Here is a 17931-nt window from a genome sequence, read left to right as displayed (position 1 = left end):
GTTGTCAAAAAGGAACTCGACGTGAAAAATGGCAAGATGGCATGGCTCGCACGACGGATGGCAATTAGCGCTGTTCTGCTCGTGCTCGTCTCCGCCCTTATCTTCGCGGCAACGCAGGCCTTACCGGGTGACGTCGCGGCCATGATCCTTGGCACCGACGCCACACCGGATCAGGTCGCGGCGCTACGCACCCAAATGCATTTGAATGATCCGATAATCGCTCAATATTTCTCCTGGCTTGGCGGCATTTTCGTCGGCAACTTTGGATATTCACATATCGCCGGATTGCCGGTGGCGTCCTTCATTGGAACTCGCGTCAAAAACACATTCGTTGTCGTGACCATAAGTATGCTTTTTGCATTGCCATTCTCAATGCTTCTCGGACTAATAACCGCCTTATATAAAGACAGATGGTTTGATCGTTTCGTTTTAGCATTTTCACTGAGCGTGAACGCGTTGCCCGAATTTGTTTTGGCTGTTCTGTTGGTTATACTGTTCAGCACTAATGTTTTACATATTCTTCCGGCTCTTTCGATATTGTCTCCGGGATTAGCAATAACCTCGCAATTGCCTTCTCTCGTTCTTCCCTGCTTAACTCTATTCCTGTTGCAAATCACATATCTGTATAGACTGATTAGATCTGCCGTCATTGACGTCCTTTCCACCGAATACATTCAGTTTGCTGAGCTAAAAGGCTTGTCGTTGCGCCGCATCCTGTTCCGTCATGCTCTCCCGAACGCGGCGGTTCCGGCCCTGCAGGCCGCGGCTACCGTGTTTGCGGTCTGCGTCGGCGGCGTTGTCGTAATTGAGTATGTATTTGCATTCCCCGGGATAGGAACGGCGCTCACCGACGCAGTTGGCAACCGAGACCTCGCTGTCGTCCAGTTTATCGTGCTGCTGATCGCAACCACATTTATCGTATCCAACATCGTTGCCGATATGGTGACCGCGTTGCTGACCCCGCCCGGACGTGGAGAAGGTCAATGACAGAGAGGCAGCTTACGATGACGATGTTGCCCGAAAAGCATGCCAGCTCGCTCGTGCTGCGCCTCGTTGGCTCTACGCGCGTGCGCATTGGCTTCATGCTTATGCTAGCGGTAGTCGCCCTTGCGATCGCCGGCCCGTTCTTCGCGCCATATGGGCCGACCGAGCTCGTCGGGGTCCCTTTCGACATACCCCAACGAGATTTCCTGCTCGGCACAGATACCCTTGGCAGGGACGTTCTGTCGCGTTTTCTTTGGGGAGGTCGCAGCTTGGTCTGGATGTCTCTCGCCGCAACAGCGATTGCGTTGACGTTGGCAACCACGCTCGGAATGAGCGCAGCTTATTTCAAGGGACGCGTGGATGACGCGATTATGCGCTTGATCGACCTGAAACTGGCCTTTCCCAGCATTGTCGTGGCCCTCCTGTTCGTAACTATGTTCGGTTCGGGCAAGTTGCTGCTGGTGTTGCTGGTCGGCATCTCACTGGCGCCCACAGGCGCGCGGGTCGTACGCGGTGCAGCCCTATCCGTGGTCGGACGGGAGTTTGTACAACATGCGCAAGCGATTGGGGTCCCGAGCTATCGCATCCTCCTGCGCGACGTGCTCCCGAACATTACCTCACCCCTCTTAGTCGAAGTCGGACTCCGCCTGATGTGGGCGATTTCGGCGCTAGCTGGTCTTAATTTCCTTGGCTACGGCATCCAATCGCCCGAAGCAGACTGGGGCTTGATGATCAATGAAAATCGCAACGCCCTTTCCATTCAGCCGTGGGCAGTTTTGGCGCCGGTCGCGGCTATCGCGATCTTCACGATCGGTGGAAACATCTTCGCCGAAGGCATAGCGCGGGTCGTGGGCCGGACCGACAAGGAAGAAGCCCAATGAGTGTGTTCGTTGACAATCTCGGAATCGAGCTCGCCGGCTCTGGAAAGCCTATCGTCAAAGGTGTTTCGTTCGAAATCAAGCCAGGCAAGGTGCTTGGGATTGTCGGAGAATCCGGATCCGGCAAAACGACGGTTGCCTTGGCGATGTTGGGTTACGCTCGCAATGGCACCTGCATTTCCAAAGGAAGTCGGGTCGAGATCGATGGCAAGGACATTCTGTCGCAGACGGCGACCGAAATCCGCAGTATGCGCGGCAAGCTGGTCTCCTATGTTCCCCAGGATCCGAATGCCTCACTCAATCCCGCTCTGACGCTGCGCGAGCAGCTAGTTGAAGGACTCGTCACTGGCCGAAACAAGATGAATCGGGCAGAAGCTCTCGAGCGGGTCTCATCCTTGTTGGCAGAAGTGGGACTTCCATCTACGCGGGAGTTTCTGGAGCGCTATCCGACGCAAGTTTCCGGTGGTCAGTTGCAGCGCATCGCGATTGCGATGGCTATCGCTGCACACCCGCGGCTTATCGTACTTGATGAGCCGACAACCGGGCTTGATGTTTCGGTGCAGAATGATGTGCTGCGGATGGTTAGCCGCCTGTGTACCCAATACCAAATATCGGCCATCTACGTCTCGCACGACTTGGCAGTGGTCTCTCACGTCGCGCACCATGTGTTGGTACTCTATACCGGACGCGTCGTCGAATATGCGGAATGCAGGGATCTCTTTGCGAGACCCTCGCATCCTTACACTCGCGCGTTGCTTCAGGCGATCCCCTCGATCCGAGAGCGGCGCGAATTGAGGTCCATTCCGGGGACGGTGGAAGCGAACCGAATGACCGGAGGATGCGTTTTCCGAGCCAGATGTCTATTCGCAAGAGCCAAATGTGAAATCGAGCCGGACTTGTCTGAATCTGGGCCAGCTGACCATTTGGTCCGCTGTCATTGGCCCATTCAAGGTCCGCTCGAGCGCCTGCTTTCGGTGATAGAGCGCGAGGATGCAGCGGCTGCCCAACCCCTGCTTCAGATCGTCGGGCTTAATGCCTCATATGGGCGGCATGCGGTGCTTCACGATGTGAATCTCGATCTTCACCCTGGCCGGTGTTTTGCCGTAGTTGGTGAATCCGGGAGCGGAAAGTCGACGCTGTCTCGATCCATCGTTGGACTGCACAGCCAGTGGGACGGAAAAATAGAACTTCAGGGCCGGCGACTGGAGCCTAATTGCCGCAGGCGTGATCGGGGAAGTCAGCAGAGCATCCAATATGTTTTCCAAAACCCCTACGGATCTCTCAATCCGCGACGTACCATCGGCGACAGCATTGTGAGTGTCTATAGTCACTTCTTCGGAGTGCACGGCAACAACGCCCAACGGCGGGTTAAGGAAACGTTGGGACGGGTTGGGATACCGAGCAGCTATTTCGATCGTTTCCCCAACGAGCTTTCGGGTGGTGAAAAGCAACGCTGCGCCATTGCGCGAGCGCTCATTTGCAGTCCACAAATAGTGGTCTGCGACGAAATCACGTCGGCCCTCGACGTTTCGGTGCAGGCAACCATAATCGAGCTTTTGCGCGGGCTGATGAGGGACGGTCTCAGCCTCATTTTCGTCACGCATGACCTTGGCGTAGTCAGGAGCATCGCGGATGATGTGGCGGTCATGAACGCTGGTCGATTAGTGGAACTTGGCAACTCCGATCAGGTGATGCTCGCCCCAAGGGCCGACTACACCCGGCATCTGCTGGCCAATTCGCTCGAACTCGTTGACGCTTGATACGGTCGGAAAGGACCGGGTGCCCACAACCTCGCGAAGACGGTCGTCGCGCCTGTGATCGAGCCAAAACTCGACGTCAGTTTCAAAGAGCGACGTTGGAACGCCTGGAACAATGCATAGCCTGGATGCCGAAACGGCTCTGACACCGCGCCACTCCGATCCATTGAATCCGTTCGCAACTTTGGCGATGCCGGCAGGTTCACCCCCGATCGGGCTGCGCAACCCCGACCAGCTGACGCCCGATTGGGCGCTCATGCTGGAGCCAGGGAAGAGCGTCACTGTCGCATTTCTAACTTGGTGGCGATGTCGCGTCTCTAAATCGCTTTGACACGGGAACCCCGCCGCTTCAGCTGTAATCGATAACCATCGAATTTTATTTCTCGCCGGGGATGACGGCTCCGCGTTGAGCGCCCAAATTTTTCGCAGAGAAACGGACTTATCTTATCAATCTTGCTTCAAGCCGGGAACAAGAATGCCGAAGCGGGATCGAAGAAAACTCGCCCGCGTAACGCTACATCTGCGCTATCCGGCTCCGCCGCGTCCGAAGTCGGCCTGACATCGATCTCATCGCCGGCGGCGGTTCGCGCCACGACGCGCTTGCGGTCGCCGAAGAAAGCGGTATCGACGATCTCGACGGCAAGTGCCGCCCATGCGGGTCCGGGCGTGAGCCGGAAGGCCTCGGGGCGCACCATCAGCCGCGCCTTCTGGCCGCGATCGAAGGCCTGCGTCGTCTTCACGCCGGCCACGACCGAACCATCGGCAAGCCGCACCGTCGCCGTGCCGGCCGCGCTTTCCAGATGCTCGGCGGGCAGGAAATTCGAATTGCCGATGAAGCCGGCGACGAACTCGCTGGCTGGTCTTAGGTAAAGGTCCTCGCCGGTGCCGATCTGTTCGATGCGTCCTTCCTTGAACAGGGCTATGCGGTCCGAGAGATGCAGCGCCTCTTCCTGATCGTGGGTGACATAGAGAATGGTGACGCCGGTCTCGCGATGGATGCGGCGGATCTCGGCCTGGATTTCCTGGCGCAGCTTTTTGTCGAGCGCCGACAGCGGCTCGTCCATCAACAGGATCGGCGGGTCGTAGGCGAGTGCGCGGGCAAGCGCCACGCGTTGCTGCTGGCCACCAGACAGGGCGCCCGGATAGCGGTCGGCGAAGTTCTCGAGGCGCACCAGCGCCAGCATGTCGGCGACCTTGCGCCTGACCTCGCCGTCGGGCCGGCGGCGCACGCGCAGCGGAAAGGCGACATTCTCGGCGACACTCAGATGCGGAAACAGCGTGTAGCGCTGGAACACCATGCCGATGTTGCGCTTGTGCGATGGCACCGACAGCAGCGATTTTTCCTCCAGCAACACGTCACCGGAACTCGGATCCTGGAAGCCGGCGATGGCGTAGAGCGTCGTCGACTTGCCGGAGCCCGACGGGCCGAGGAACGTCAGGAACTCGCCCTTGGGCACATCGATGGTGACGTCATGGACGGCGACGAAGGCGCCGAACGTCTTTCTCACCGCGCGGATGGACAGGAAGGACCGGGTCATCTCGATAATTTTCTGCGAAGGAGTGCGGTCACGATCATCAGGCACAAGGTCAGGCCGACGAGCAGGCTGGAGGCGGCAGCGACAACCGGGCTGAGGTCGGCGCGCAAGCTGCCCCAGATCTTCACCGGCAAGGTCTGCAAGGTCGGGCTCGCCATGAAGATTGCCACCACGATCTCGTCCCATGAGGCAAGGAAGGCAAAGATCGCGGCCGAGAAGATGCCGATCTTGATCGACGGTAATGTGATCCGCAGCCGCGCCTGCAGCGGGCTGGCGCCGCAGACGATGGCCGCATCCTCGATGGATTTGTCGAAACCCTCGAGCGCAGCGGTGATCGGAATGATGGCGAAGGGCAATGCCAGGACGGTGTGCGCGATGACAAAGCCGATCGTGGTGCCGGCCAGGCCGATGCGCAGGAAGAAAGCGTAGACGGCGATGGCGAACACGACCACCGGCAGCACCATGGGCGTCAGCAGCAGCCCGCGCAGGATCTGCCGTCCGCGAAATTCACCCCGGACCAAAGCGAAGGACGCGAACAGGCCGATGACGACGGCGAGGATGGCGGCCATGGCGGCGATTTTCGCGCTGGTCAGCGCGGCATCGATCCAGGTCTGGTCGGCCAACAGCTGTTCGTACCACTTGAGCGTCCAGCCGGGCGGCGGAAAGGCCAGCCAGCGTGAAGAGCCGAACGACAGTAGCACGATGAAGACCACCGGCAGCAGCAGGAAAGCCGCGACCATCGCGGTAAAGCCGGCCAGCGCCACACGCAGCCATCCGAGCCTGTCATAGTCGAGCAGCATATCAGAGCCCTCCGGCGGGGCGCTTGGCGCTGATCAGACGAAGCTGGAGCGCGTAGAGCGCCATGGTGACGATGAGCAGGACGAAGGCGGCGGCACTGCCGAGTCCCCAGTTGAGCAGCGACTGCACCGTCTGGGCGATCATCTCGGCCAGCATCATGTTGGACGTGCCGCCGAGCAGGGCAGGCGTGACGAAGTAGCCAAGCGACATGACGAAGACCATCAGCCCGCCGGCGGCGATGCCGGGAAGCGACAGCGGCAACAGGATGCGGCGGAAGGCCTGGAACGGGGTTGCCCCGCAAAGGGCGGCGGCGCGCAGCGTCATCGGATCAATGGCGCGCAGCGTGCCGACCAGCGGCAGGATCATGAAGGGCAGCATGATGTAGACCATGCCGATGGTGACGCCGGTGAGATTGTTGATCAGCGGCAGGGGCTCCTGGATGATGCCCAGTCCCATCAGCGTCCTGTTGATTACCCCCGTACGCTGCAGCAACACCATCCAGGCATAGGTGCGGGTGAGAAGGTTGGTCCACATCGACAGGATGATGATGCCGAAGACGATGGAGCCGAGGGCCGGCGGCATGATCGCCAGCATCCAGGCGACCGGAAACGCCACCACGATGGTGACGGCGGTGACGACGGCGGCGACCAGGAAGGTGTTCAGAAACACCCGCACATAGGTGCCGCTGCCGAACAGCGCGGCATAATTCTGCAGGCCAGGCTCGGGATCGGTGACGCTGCGCAGCAAAAGAGCGACGACCGGCACGACGAAGAACAGGCCGACCAGGACCAGGGCCGGCAAGGCGCCGCCGCTGTCGGCCGGCAGGCCGGCAATCGAGCCGCTTCTGAGAGAGTTTCCGTGCATCGGCCGATTCCTGTTATCCGAACGGGGCGCGGTCCGCGCCCCGCCGGTTTTCATGGCGCTACTTGGTCTGCCAGGCGTACCAGCGCGTGGCGATCTCGTCGCGATGCTCGGCCCAGTAGTTCATGTCGAGGTTGATCTGGCCGTCGACATGGGCATCGGGCAAGGCCTTGACCGCATCGGCCGGCATTTCGGCCTTGGCCTTGGTATTGATGGGCGCATAGCCGCTGGCCTCGGCGAATTTCGCCTGGCCGGCCGGGCTGGTGGCCGCAGCCAGGAATTTCATGGCGCTGTCCTTGTTCTTCGCCCCTTTCGGCACGACAAGGACGTCGGCGGCGGTGAGGTTCTGGTTCCAGGAGACGCCGACATCGGTTCCGTCCTGCTGGAGCGCGAAGACGCGGCCGTTCCACAATTGGCCGAAAGCAGCTTCGCCGGAAGCGATCAGCTGCTGCGATTCGGCACCGCCGCTCCACCAGACGATATCCGACTTAATGGTGTCGAGCTTCTTGAAGGCGCGGTCGAGGTCGAGCGGATAGAGCTTGTCCGCCGGCACGCCGTCGGCGAGCAGCGCGATCTCAATGACGCCCGGCGCCGACCATTTGTAGAAGGTCCGCTTGCCGGGAAACTTCTTGGTGTCGAACATGTCGGCCCAGCTCGCCGGTTCACCGGAGACGGCGCCCTTGTTCCAGGCCAGCACGAAGGAATAATAAAAGCTGCCGACGGCATGCTCATTGCTGAAGCGCGGGTCGAGGTCGGCCTTGGGCACGATCGCATAATCGATAGGCTCCAGCAGACCATCCTTGGCGGCCTTGATGGCGAAGTCCATTTCCACGTCGACCACGTCCCAGGTGACGTTGCCGGCATCGACCATGGCCTTGAGCTTGCCATAGTCGGTCGGCCCGTCCTGAAGGACTTTGATGCCGGAGCTGGCTTCGAAGGGCGCTGCCCAGGATTTGGTCTGTGCTTCCTGCGTTGTGCCACCCCAGCTGGTGAACGCCATTTCGTCGGCCTTGGCGGCGGTCGCCGCCAGGAGCCCGGCCAGCAGGCCGGTCAGGATCAGTTTCATGTCATTCTCCTCTGTTGGTCTGTTCTTGTTTTTCTCAGTGCACCTTTGTCCTGCGCGCCTCAGCGCATGACGAAGGGATCGGGGATCGGCTCGTCCGAGGTCTTGATCCAGACGGATTTCGAGCGCGTGTAGTCTCTGATGGCGTCGAGCCCGCCCTCGCGGCCGAGTCCCGACTGGCCGTAACCGCCGAACGGCACTAGCGGCGACACGGCGCGATAGGTGTTGACCCAGACGACGCCGGCGTGGATGTCGCGCGCCATGCGATGCGCCTTGCCGAGATTGCTGGTGAACACGCCGGAAGCCAGGCCGAAGGGCGTGTCGTTGGCGAGCGTCAGCGCTTGAGCCTCGGTGTCGAAAGCGAGCACGCTGAGCACCGGTCCAAACAATTCCTCGCGCACGCAGGGCAGATTGCTGTCGCCGGCATCGATGATGGTCGGCGAGTAGTAGAAGCCAGCGCCGATAGCGGGCCGGGTTCCGCCGGTGATCAGCTTGCCGCCCTTGGCGAGGCTTTCCGCGACGATCTTCTCGATCCAGTCGCGCTGGCGTTGCGTGGCGAGCGGACCCATTTCGGTGGCGGGGTCCAGCGGATCGCCAATCCTGATCGCCTCGGCCTTGCGCTTCAGCCGGGCGAGGAATTCGTCCTTCACCGAACGTTCGACCAGCAGCCGCGAGCCGGCGACGCAGCTCTGGCCAGTCGCGGCGAAAATGCCGGCGACGACCGCGTTGGCGGCACTGTCGAGATCGGCATCGGCGAAGACGACCACGGGGCTTTTGCCGCCGAGTTCCAGCGTCGTATAGGCAAGGTTCTCGGCCGTGTTCCTGACGATCGCACGGGCCGTGGACGGGCCGCCGGTGAAGGCAACGCGCGAGACCAGAGGATGACTGGTCAGGCGGCGGCCGCAATCCTGGCCGAAGCCGGTAAGAATGTTGACGGTGCCTTCGGGAAAGCCGGCCTGCTGGACGAGTTCGGCGAAGGCGAGCAGCGGCGCCGGGCCATCTTCTGAGGCCTTGAGCACGACCGTGCAGCCGGCGGCAAGTGCCGGGCCGAGCTTGACGGCGGAGAGGAAGAGCTGCGAATTCCACGGCACCACGGCCGCAACGACGCCGATCGGCTCGCGGCGGATGGTGACGTCGAGATCCGCCTTGTCGATCGGCACATGCGCGCCTTCATGCTTGTCGGCGAGGCCGCCATAGTAGCGGTAGTAGTCGCCGACATAGGCGATCTGGGCGCGGGTCTCGCGGATGATCTTGCCGGTGTCGCGCGTCTCGAGTTTGGCAAGACGCCCGGCATTGGCGGCGACGAGGTCGCCAAGCTTGACCAGCAGTTTGCCGCGCGCGGTGGCGGTCATCGCCGTCCACGGACCCGAACGCAGCGCCCGGTGCGCCGCCTCGACGGCCCGGTCGACATCGGCTTCGCTGGCCGCCGGCATCCTGGCCCATGGCGCGCCGGTCGACGGATCGATGCTGTCGAAGGTCGCGGACGGCTCGTCGAAGCGGCCGTCGATGAAGTTCCTGAAAAGAGCGTCGGTCATGGGCTCGCTATCAGAGGAAGGCCGGCATCACCCGGTCGATGAACAGTTGCAGCGATTTCTTCTTGCGTTCGTGCGAGAGCCCGCTGTCGATCCAGATCGAGTACTGGTCGTAGCCGAGCGCCTCATAGGCCTTCAGCCGGGCAATGACTTCGTCGGCTTCGCCGATCACCAGGTTCTGCCTGATCTTGTCCGGCGCGTATTGCGGCATCGCCGCGATCTCGTCTGGGGTCAGCGACCCCAGCACACCCTGATGCACCGGCTTCTTGTTCTGGAACCAGGCGCCGAACTGGCAATAGAAAGTCGACAGGTCCCGGGTGAGTCGGTCGGCATCGGCCGCGTCCTCGGCGACGAATGTGTGCATCAAGAGCATGATTTCCGGGCGCTCAATCTCGGGATGCGCGGCGCAAGCGGCGTTGAAGCGCTGCATCAGGCTCGCCACCTCGCCGTCGCCTGAAGCCAGCGGCGTTACCTGGACCTTGCAGTGGTTGGCGACGGCAAAGTCATGCGAGTTCGGGTCGCGGGCCGCCACCCAGATCGGCGGATAGGGTTTCTGCAGGGGCTTGGGGGAGGAGGTGGTCGGCGGGAATGTCCAGAACTCGCCGGAAAGTTCGAAATCGCCGTCCCACAGACCGCGGATCGCCGGCACCATTTCGCGCATGCGCTGGCCGGCGCCCCAGGCGTCGAGACCGGGGAAGAGACGCTGATACTCGTAGCTGTAGGCGCCGCGCGCGATGCCGATGTCGAGCCGGCCGCCGCTGATGACGTCAGCCATCGCCGCTTCGCCGGCAAGCTTGATCGGGTGCCAGAAGGGCGCAACGATCGTGCCCGTGCCAAGACGGATCCGGCTCGTTTTGGCCGCCAGATAAGCGATGTTGATGAACGGGTTCGGCGAGATGGTGAATTCCATGCCGTGATGCTCGCCTATCCAGGCGGTCTCGAAGCCGGCCTGTTCAGCCTGCAGGACAAGCTCCTCAAGCTCGCTGACAAGCTCCGAATGCGGCTTGGCGAGATCCGAGCGTTCCATATGCACGAAGAGCGAGAACTTCATCTGTGGTCACCTGTATAGGAGGCAGCGGACACGGGCGCTTTGCCTAGCGGCCTGACTTCGCCTTCCATTTCATTGCCGACATAGACGCCAAAGGCGTCCTGCGTGCATTCCCTGACATAGCGGGCAAGCATCGAGCGGACCGCCGGATCGACGATCTTCAAGTCGCCGATCACGTCGATGTCGACCAGCCGGATGCCACGATCGCTGGAGGCGGGCACGTCGAACGTGCCGCGATAATAAACATGCGTGCGCGCCGAATTGCCAGCGTCGTCCCAGACGGCGAAGAGGAAGCCGAGCTGGGCCTCGACAGCCTTCGCGGTAAGCAGCCCACGGAGGCTTTTGCCATCGCTGGCCGAGCCCAGTCCCCGGCCGCGCGGCAGTTCGAAGCCGTCCGCTGTTTCCAGGAACAGGACCCTGCCGCCATTTTCGAGGATGGCGCCGACATCGGTGCCGGGCTGGGCGGCGGCAAGTGCCTCCTGGCTGAGGCCGGGTGCGACATAGGCGCCGCGGCAGTAGCCGAGAGGCTGCGAGGAGTTGTGCTCGAAATCGCGCACGCGTCCGATAAGGATCGAATGGTCGCCCGCGTCGACCAGCCGCTCCATGTCGCAGTCGAAGGACGCGACCGAGCCGTCCAGCAACGGGCTGCCGGTCTGTCCTGGACGCCAGGCCACGGAGGCGAATTTGTCGGCCGCTTTCGAGGCGAAGATGCCGGACGCCGCTTTCTGATCCTCGTTGAGGATGTTGATGGCGAAGCTCTTCGAGGTGGCGAAGACGGGATGGCCCAAGGCCTTATGGGCAATGCAGACGAGTACCAGCGGCGGATCGAGCGACACCGAGGTGAAGGAGTTGGCTGTGAAGCCGCGCGGCTCGCCTTCGGGCCCGATCGTGGTGACGATGGTGACGCCGGTAAGGAAGGAGCCGAGCGCACGGCGGAAGTCGCCGCTGTCGAAACCGGAAGTCACCGTCCCGTCCCCTTGCTCCGCCGCTTCGAGGAAGCCGACGATGCGGCGTGTGGTGAGGTCCGGTGCGGCCACCGCCATCATGTGCCGTTCGCCGGCAAGCACAATGCAGCGGCCGTGCGGCGCCAACCGTGCCAGAGCGGCCGACATTGCCGGCGAGGAGTTCCTGTCCTCGGACCCGGTCATGAACAGGGCCGGCACGGCAAGCGTCTGCAGGCGCTCAGCGTGGTCGCCGTCGGCACGGGCGAACAGCCGATAGGTGCGGGCGTAGCCTTCCGGGTCGACCGCGCTGAGCGCCGCCGCCGTCTTGCCCGCCGCCGCCTCGAGTTCGGCCGGCACCGGATCCCCGAACCAGCGGGCAATGGTCTGTGCCGTGCCAGCCGCGTCGCCCTGGCCGGTGAGGGCGGCCGCGCGCTGGCGGACGGCCTCGGCCAATTCGGGTGGGCGCCGGAAGACGGCATTCAGCGATACGATGCCGCGAACGCGCTGGGGTGCCCGCAATGCAAGCTCCTGGGCGACGAGCGCGCCCATCGAGTGGCCGACGACCGACACCTTGTCGAGGCCGAGATGATCGAGCAAGCGAATGGCCTGATCGGCATAGTCGGCCAGTTCCGGGCTCGGCGGCGGCAGCGGCGACCGGCCATGGCCGAGCATATCGATGGCGATCACATCCCAATTGCCGGCCATTCGTTCGATCTGCGGCTGCCAGATCGCGGCATTCATGCCAACGCCGTGGATGAACAGCACCGGCGCGCCCGAGCCGGCTCGGATGAAGCCGGTGCCATCAGGCGCCGTACCCTGTCGAGCCCATGCCGATGCGGGTGCGTCAGCCATGCAGGTCGCCCACTTCCTTGAGGTCCTGGTAGCGGTCGCCGATACGATGGTGCGGCCGGCCGCCGATCGAGGCGCCGAGCGCCACCACCAACTCGTCCGGCGCCGGCGCGTCGCCGATCTGGAAATGCACCGTCAGGTAGTGTGAGCGCCGACCCTCGTCGTTCTTGTCCATCAGCGGGATCATGATCGGTGTGTTCGGGCCGCCGCGCAGATTGGTGAAGGCGAGATAGGTCTTGGCGCCCACGGCACGGCGGTAGTAATTGCCGAAATGCAGCGTGTGGATCAGTGCCGAAGCGTGTTCGATCTCGCCCGACGTGCCGCAGATCGCGGCCTTGCCGTAGCCCTCAATGGCGTCGCCCGAACCGGCGATGGCGATGATTTCCCGGGTCAGCGTCTCTCCCAGCACTGGCGCACAGGCGCGGATTTCGGGTGACAGATCGTCGGTGAAGCCGCGTCCGGCCCACGGATTGGTAAGCACCGCCGCGACGCCGATCAGGCGCAGCGGCCGAGGCGCTGCCTTGCCGCCCTCAATCAGCGTGTTCTCGGTGTAGGTGACGATCTTGCGAATGACGGGCTGCATGAAGTCCTCGGTCGTCGGTGCCATATCATCTTATGGTATACCATGCTATGGAGCGCCAAGAAACTTGTCAACCGGCCATGGAATCTGTTTTCGTGGCGAGGCAGGAGACCGCCCATGTCAGACGACACGCTTCGCATCGACCGCAGTGCCAAGACCTTGAGAACACTGGCGCTGGAGCGCATGCGCGAGGCGATCATGGATTTCCATTTCCAGCCCGGCGAAAGGCTGGTCGAGCGGCCGCTTTGCGACCAGCTCGGCGTCAGCCGTTCGGTCGTGCGCGAGGTCTTGCGCCAGCTGGAGGCCGAAGGCCTGGTGCAGATGATACCGGGGCACGGTCCGGCCGTGGCCAAGCCGGACCTTGGCCGCACCGACGAGATTTACGAACTCAGGGCGCTGCTCGAAGGCATAGCCGCGCGCGCCTGCGCCATGTCCGCAACGAATGCGCAACTGGCCCTGCTCGACAGCGCGCTGGCCAACCTTGTCGAAGCTTGGGCATCCGGCAAGCCGGCCGAGGTGATGCGGGCCACGACAAAGTTCTACGAAGTGCTTTTCGAGGCCGCCGACAAGCGCGTCGCCTGGGAGATCGTGATCGGGCTCAATGTGCGCATCAACCAGCTGCGTTCCATGACCATTCTGTCGGCCAACCGCCGTGGACCGGCGATTGCCGAGATGACCGAAATCATGGATGCCGTCAGATCGCGCAAGCCCGACGAAGCCGAAGCGGCGGCGCGGCGGCATGTTGAATCCGCCTGGCAGATAGCGCGCGACAGGCTGCGCCTCGACCTTCTTTAGTTGTTCGGCCCTGTCAAACCACGGACAGCCGCCCTGTCTCTAGGGCCGAGACATATCCATTGACCGAGCGGTTTAAAGCAAACTTCGGACTGTTCGAGTGCAATACTTATCGTGACTGCGCAATTGTCCCAGTGGCAAAACGGCGTGACCCGGCCTTTTGTCCGCTGCGCTTATTGATCGTTGCACGAAGCGTTCCAGAGATCGTCGAAGATAGGACCTCTTGGCTTTTCTCCGGATCGCCTTTCCACGCGGCTAGCGTTCGTTCGCGCATGAACTCCAGTCTGCCCTGTATGCGACTTTCGAAGCACAAAAGGCGAACATGTGGTGGCGGCCTATGTGTTTTCGACGTCAACAGCACTGGCTCACTTCGGCTTGTGAATGACCGGAAGGGGCCGTCTGCTGACTGTCCAGTTCTGGCTGGCTCACTGAGAAGGCTGACATTCGGCCAACGCCCCCATTACGGCCATTCACGGGTGGATAGCGAAATCCCGCAAGCTGCCCTTTTTGTCGGGCTCAGCAAATGAGTGCGTCAGTCCACCCCCAACTCCAGGCGCGAGGGTTGGAGTGCAATCTGGGCGGGTCCGGTATATCGATCCAGAGCTAAGCCAGCGATACCGGAAGAACACTCACTCTCGGTGATGAAGAGTTTCGTAGTTGCGCTGGTAATATATATCTTTATAGCGCTTCAAAATCGGAGAGCGCTTCATGAAAAATCTATATAGAGATCCCCATCAAATACGGATCATTGCTCTTTTCCAGGTGTGAAAACGTGATTATGGTCGGGTGTTTGTGTTAGCAATAGTGGAAGGTGCGTGGTGACTAAGTACAAGCGAAACGTCCACACCGGCATCCTCAACTATGACCACGTGGATCTCGACGCTGGAGCGATGTTTTTCTCAAACGCGCTACGGGAGCGGATCTGCCCCTGCTGCTCGATTGGCCTACTCGCGTTCGAGCACGAACTGCCCACCCAGCCACTCGAACCCGGACACATACAATTTCGATGGCTCACGGTAGAGATTTGCCCATCGTGTGGATGGTGGCACTTTCGCCAAGATAGCGAAGTGTCACTCCCCGACTATCCGGGCAAGGTGTCCCGAGCCACGTGGTGGGAACTGACCCACGCTCTCCAATCGGAGATCGATCTCGGGGAGACGACGCTTCCCATTGAAACGCTTCAGCGACATCTGGTGAAGCGCTGGGAGGACAGGACCCTGTTGTCGGCACGGCAGGCGGAAGACTTGGTCGCTTCCCTCCTGCAGGAACACCACGGCTGCCAGGTCATCAGGGTCTCGGCGAACGCCAACAGTGCAGACGGTGGGATCGACCTCTATCTTGTGGCGGAGGGCGGAGCGATCCGACGAGCCGTCCAAGTGAAGCGCCGTATCACGCCACAAGCCGAATCTGTCAAGGAGGTCAGGAACTTCGTAGGTGCCATGGTCCTCGAACGGGTAGACCATGGTGTCTTCGTGACAACGGCGTCCCATTTCACACGAGTAGCGCAAGCGATGCCTGCAAAAGCCGCTGGCGCAAAACATAAGCTTCATCTGGATTTGGTGGATGGTGATCGCCTCCTAGAGATGCTCCGGGAGAGCAATGGCGAGAAGCCGGCGCTGTTGCCGCCACAGGTAAAGCCCTACCAAGAATGGCGCAACGCAAGAGGCCAAATCATCTCGGGCCAGGATTTGTTTAACGGCGACATCAGGGAATGGGCCGGCGCCGCACTTCGGAGACCATGAGGCACAATAGGTCAATTGGGCGTCCGATCGTCACTCCGGAATCGCGTCTTTGCCGTCGCTCTGCTATCGTAGAAAGAGCCAGTAAAATTGGTGGCAGATGGACTCCTATCTCGACATCGCAGAACGGGTGCTAAGAGCTTCAAAGAGGCCGATGAGCGCGCGCGCCATTATAAGCGCGGCGTATCGGGCTGGGATCGTGCCCGATCATTTGTACGGCAAGACGCAATTCAAGACTTTGCAGGCAAGACTCAGCGAGGAGATCCTCTACAACCGTCGTCACACGCTGTTTTATCGAACCGAGCCAGGCGTATTCTTTCTCACCGAGTTGATGTCCGATCCGTCGATCCCGCAGAAATTCAAGACCGCGTTCCCGGCGCGGCGCAGAACTCGCGACCTATTGAACGAGCCGAGTCTCGCGTTGGCGACGAAATACGTCATGTCGGACCGGTTCTCGAAATTTCATAGGTGGCATGACCTCGTCGCGGACGCCGAACGCCACGACGCAGTCAAGTATGTCGATCCGAAACACACCTCATCCGACTTCATCATGATCTGGTCGTTCTCGCTCGTGCGGCGCGCCCAGTGCGTCCTCTCCTATCGCGTAGGACGATATCGGGATGACCGCGACCAGTTTGCCAACCGTCGCACGATCGGGTTTCCTGGGATCGTTGGCTTTACCGACAATACGTTGTTCTCGGAGGGCGACTACGGTGCGGCCGAAGGTGCGCTTGAGGCATTGCTGACCGACCTTGATCTCTCTTTGCGCTCCTTCACGAGCGAGGGACAGGTCGACCTTCCCGCGTCAACAGACATCGTGAAGCTGGATTACTCGGGCGATAAACCGACAATACTGCTGATAATGCAGTGGAAGTGCCCTGAATGGTTCGAGCCTACCACTCGGCGTCTATCACTGAATGATGTATGTTGGTTCGATATGTCATCGCGGGCGAACAATATCGACGACTTCGAACCTTGGTCTCGCGCTGCGTTGGACTGTATCCGTTAACAGCAGTAATGAATGGCGCTCTCACCGGTCATCACCACTCAACAGACGGCGTTTCTCAGGTTCGAACTGGACCACGGCGACACACGTCGCAAGAAGAAGGCGCTGCAAGACGTTTCCCGCATGTACCGTGGTGGAGCGCGCTTCAACGCCGAGAGCTTGGAGGCCGTTGAGACCACCATTGACGGTCTTTTGCTTCAAAGCAACCAAGACCGGAAGGTCGTGCGCTGGAGCCTCAACGCATTGGGTCAATTGGGTCGAAGGACGAAGTCCGACAACCCAGTTAGGCTCGCTCTGAAGCACTATGATGGTGATCCAGAAATTACTGCGGCTGGTATTGCTGCTTTGTCGAGCATGCATGGCGGTCGGATAGAGGAGATTGATCTATTTCAGAACTGCGATCCGTGCTTGCGTACACTCGCGGCACTCCAAAACACCGATCCAAAGTTCCTCGATCTTTCCAAGGTGCGCATCGACATTGACAAAGCAGACAAGGAAATTTTGAAGCTGGCCCTGATAACCGTAGGGCTGAACCGGGGTGTCGATAACCTCTTCCACCCGAAGCACAGCAACGGACAGATTATCAAAGCGCTTGGAACCTACCCCGACGACATCGTGGTGCAGTACTCGGTCTGGGCAATCATCGAGAATCAGAAGCTTGGGATGCACGATTTGGGCGTGAGCACACACCTAGTGGATGCACTGCCATCAAACGTTCAGGCGAAGATCATGCAGCTTGTCGCAATGCGCGAGAGCGATCATGACAAGCGACATGCTCTGATGCTTGACGGACCGTACCTACCCAACGCCGACGCGCGTGAAGGGATGGCGAAGGGCCTGCTCTCGGTCTACTACGAGGGGCTTGAAGGCATCATGCTTGACTGGTCCAAGCAGGAGTCTGTCGAATACGTTCGCAAGCTGCTTGCCCAGCATTTCGCTCGGTTCTCCAACGTATGTGTGATGTACGAGGAAGAAGCCCTCAAGCTATTTGATGCGAACCCCGAACTGCGCGACCATCTTCGGCTTGGAGCAGAAGGCCAACCCCTCTACAAGAAATTGCTTCTGCAGGACCTACGCATGGGCACGGCCGATCTCTTCGGCGAGGAGGACGATTTCATGCAGTCATTCAAGAAGACCAAGCCGGTGAGGCAGACCGTGAAAGCGCTCATGCTGTTGGCAGCGCCGAAGGACGCCGATCGCCTGCGGCTCGACGAAGAAGTTCGCGATCTCAAGGACAAGTTGAGGGTGGTTCAGAATGCAGTGGTCGATGTTGTAGTCGTTAACGAGTGGGCTGTTCGCGTGGACCAGATTCAAGACGGCCTTTTCAATGAGAAGCCGCAAGTGCTACATTTCAGTGGGCATGGCGATACTGGCATGCTGTTCTTTGAAGATCGTAACGGTCACGCAGCGCCTGTCGACGCGAAATCATTTGGGGAGTTTGACGTGCTCCCCTGAAATGTCCTCGCTTTGAGGATAGCCTGTCATCCGGATGAGGAGACAGGGCAATGAAGCGATCGAGATTTTCCGACGAACAGATCATCGGCATTTTGAAGGAGCACCAGGCG

15 protein-coding genes are annotated in these 17931 nt (G+C 60.7%); 7 read left to right on the top strand and 8 right to left on the bottom strand.

Features of this window, described 5'->3' with window-relative positions; all coding sequences use genetic code 11:
• Positions 1-21: 21 nt before the first annotated feature.
• From O7A05_RS30315 to O7A05_RS30305, 3 genes are read left to right on the top strand one after another with little or no spacing between them, the layout of a single operon-like run.
• A complete protein-coding gene (locus tag O7A05_RS30315) occupies positions 22-987 on the top strand; it encodes an ABC transporter permease (RefSeq protein ID WP_337096896.1) in 966 nt (321 codons plus the stop codon).
• Positions 984-1865, top strand: a complete 882-nt coding sequence (locus tag O7A05_RS30310; RefSeq protein WP_337096894.1) for an ABC transporter permease — start codon at positions 984-986, stop codon at positions 1863-1865. The genes O7A05_RS30315 and O7A05_RS30310 overlap by 4 nt, the downstream gene beginning before the upstream one ends.
• The gene (locus O7A05_RS30305) at positions 1862-3622 is read left to right on the top strand and encodes an ABC transporter ATP-binding protein (RefSeq protein WP_337096893.1); all 1761 of its coding nucleotides are present in this window, start codon (positions 1862-1864) and stop codon (positions 3620-3622) included. The genes O7A05_RS30310 and O7A05_RS30305 overlap by 4 nt, the downstream gene beginning before the upstream one ends.
• Positions 3623-4077: 455 nt before the next feature.
• Here O7A05_RS30305 and O7A05_RS30300 read toward each other — a convergent pair whose 3' ends face one another.
• Genes O7A05_RS30300 through O7A05_RS30265 form a run of 8 tightly spaced genes read right to left on the bottom strand, consistent with a single transcriptional unit; the run spans position 4078 to position 12832 of the window.
• Positions 4078-5157: an ABC transporter ATP-binding protein gene (locus tag O7A05_RS30300; protein ID WP_337096892.1), complete on the bottom strand. Its 1080-nt coding sequence runs from the start codon at positions 5155-5157 to the stop codon at positions 4078-4080.
• Positions 5154-5954 (bottom strand): ABC transporter permease, encoded by an 801-nt coding sequence (locus O7A05_RS30295; RefSeq protein ID WP_337096891.1) that lies wholly within the window; start codon positions 5952-5954, stop codon positions 5154-5156. Before O7A05_RS30295 ends, O7A05_RS30300 begins: the two co-directional genes overlap by 4 nt.
• A 1-nt stretch (position 5955) precedes the next feature.
• Positions 5956-6816 carry an ABC transporter permease gene (locus tag O7A05_RS30290; RefSeq protein ID WP_337096889.1) on the bottom strand — a complete coding sequence of 287 codons (861 nt, stop codon included), beginning with the start codon at positions 6814-6816 and terminating at the stop codon, positions 5956-5958.
• A gap of 58 nt (positions 6817-6874) precedes the next feature.
• Entirely contained in the window at positions 6875-7879 is a 1005-nt protein-coding gene (locus O7A05_RS30285) for an ABC transporter substrate-binding protein (RefSeq protein WP_337096888.1), read from the bottom strand.
• A 59-nt stretch (positions 7880-7938) separates the two neighbouring features.
• Positions 7939-9411, bottom strand: a complete 1473-nt coding sequence (locus O7A05_RS30280; protein WP_337096887.1) for an aldehyde dehydrogenase — start codon at positions 9409-9411, stop codon at positions 7939-7941.
• Positions 9412-9421: 10 nt separating this feature from the next.
• Positions 9422-10459 carry an LLM class flavin-dependent oxidoreductase gene (locus tag O7A05_RS30275; protein ID WP_337096886.1) on the bottom strand — a complete coding sequence of 346 codons (1038 nt, stop codon included), beginning with the start codon at positions 10457-10459 and terminating at the stop codon, positions 9422-9424.
• Positions 10456-12252, bottom strand: a complete 1797-nt coding sequence (locus O7A05_RS30270; RefSeq protein ID WP_337096884.1) for an alpha/beta fold hydrolase — start codon at positions 12250-12252, stop codon at positions 10456-10458. Before O7A05_RS30270 ends, O7A05_RS30275 begins: the two co-directional genes overlap by 4 nt.
• Positions 12245-12832 carry an amino acid synthesis family protein gene (locus tag O7A05_RS30265; RefSeq protein ID WP_337096958.1) on the bottom strand — a complete coding sequence of 196 codons (588 nt, stop codon included), beginning with the start codon at positions 12830-12832 and terminating at the stop codon, positions 12245-12247. The genes O7A05_RS30270 and O7A05_RS30265 overlap by 8 nt, the downstream gene beginning before the upstream one ends.
• Before the next feature lie 114 nt (positions 12833-12946).
• Between O7A05_RS30265 and O7A05_RS30260 the strand changes: the two genes are divergently transcribed.
• The 4 genes from O7A05_RS30260 to O7A05_RS30245 all read left to right on the top strand — a co-directional run bounded on the left by O7A05_RS30260 (position 12947) and on the right by O7A05_RS30245 (position 17821).
• Entirely contained in the window at positions 12947-13624 is a 678-nt protein-coding gene (locus O7A05_RS30260) for a GntR family transcriptional regulator (RefSeq protein WP_337096882.1), read from the top strand.
• A gap of 815 nt (positions 13625-14439) precedes the next feature.
• Positions 14440-15363 carry a restriction endonuclease gene (locus O7A05_RS30255; protein ID WP_337096881.1) on the top strand — a complete coding sequence of 308 codons (924 nt, stop codon included), beginning with the start codon at positions 14440-14442 and terminating at the stop codon, positions 15361-15363.
• Between the two features lie 151 nt (positions 15364-15514).
• Positions 15515-16369 (top strand): hypothetical protein, encoded by an 855-nt coding sequence (locus O7A05_RS30250; protein ID WP_415927077.1) that lies wholly within the window; start codon positions 15515-15517, stop codon positions 16367-16369.
• A gap of 12 nt (positions 16370-16381) precedes the next feature.
• Positions 16382-17821 carry a hypothetical protein gene (locus O7A05_RS30245; protein WP_337096878.1) on the top strand — a complete coding sequence of 480 codons (1440 nt, stop codon included), beginning with the start codon at positions 16382-16384 and terminating at the stop codon, positions 17819-17821.
• Positions 17822-17931: the final 110 nt, after the last annotated feature.

This window comes from Mesorhizobium argentiipisi (SeqCode), from assembly GCF_037179585.1.
GTDB classification, from domain to species: Bacteria; Pseudomonadota; Alphaproteobacteria; order Rhizobiales; family Rhizobiaceae; genus Mesorhizobium; species Mesorhizobium argentiipisi.
This window is presented reverse-complemented; position numbering and strand designations above follow the sequence as displayed.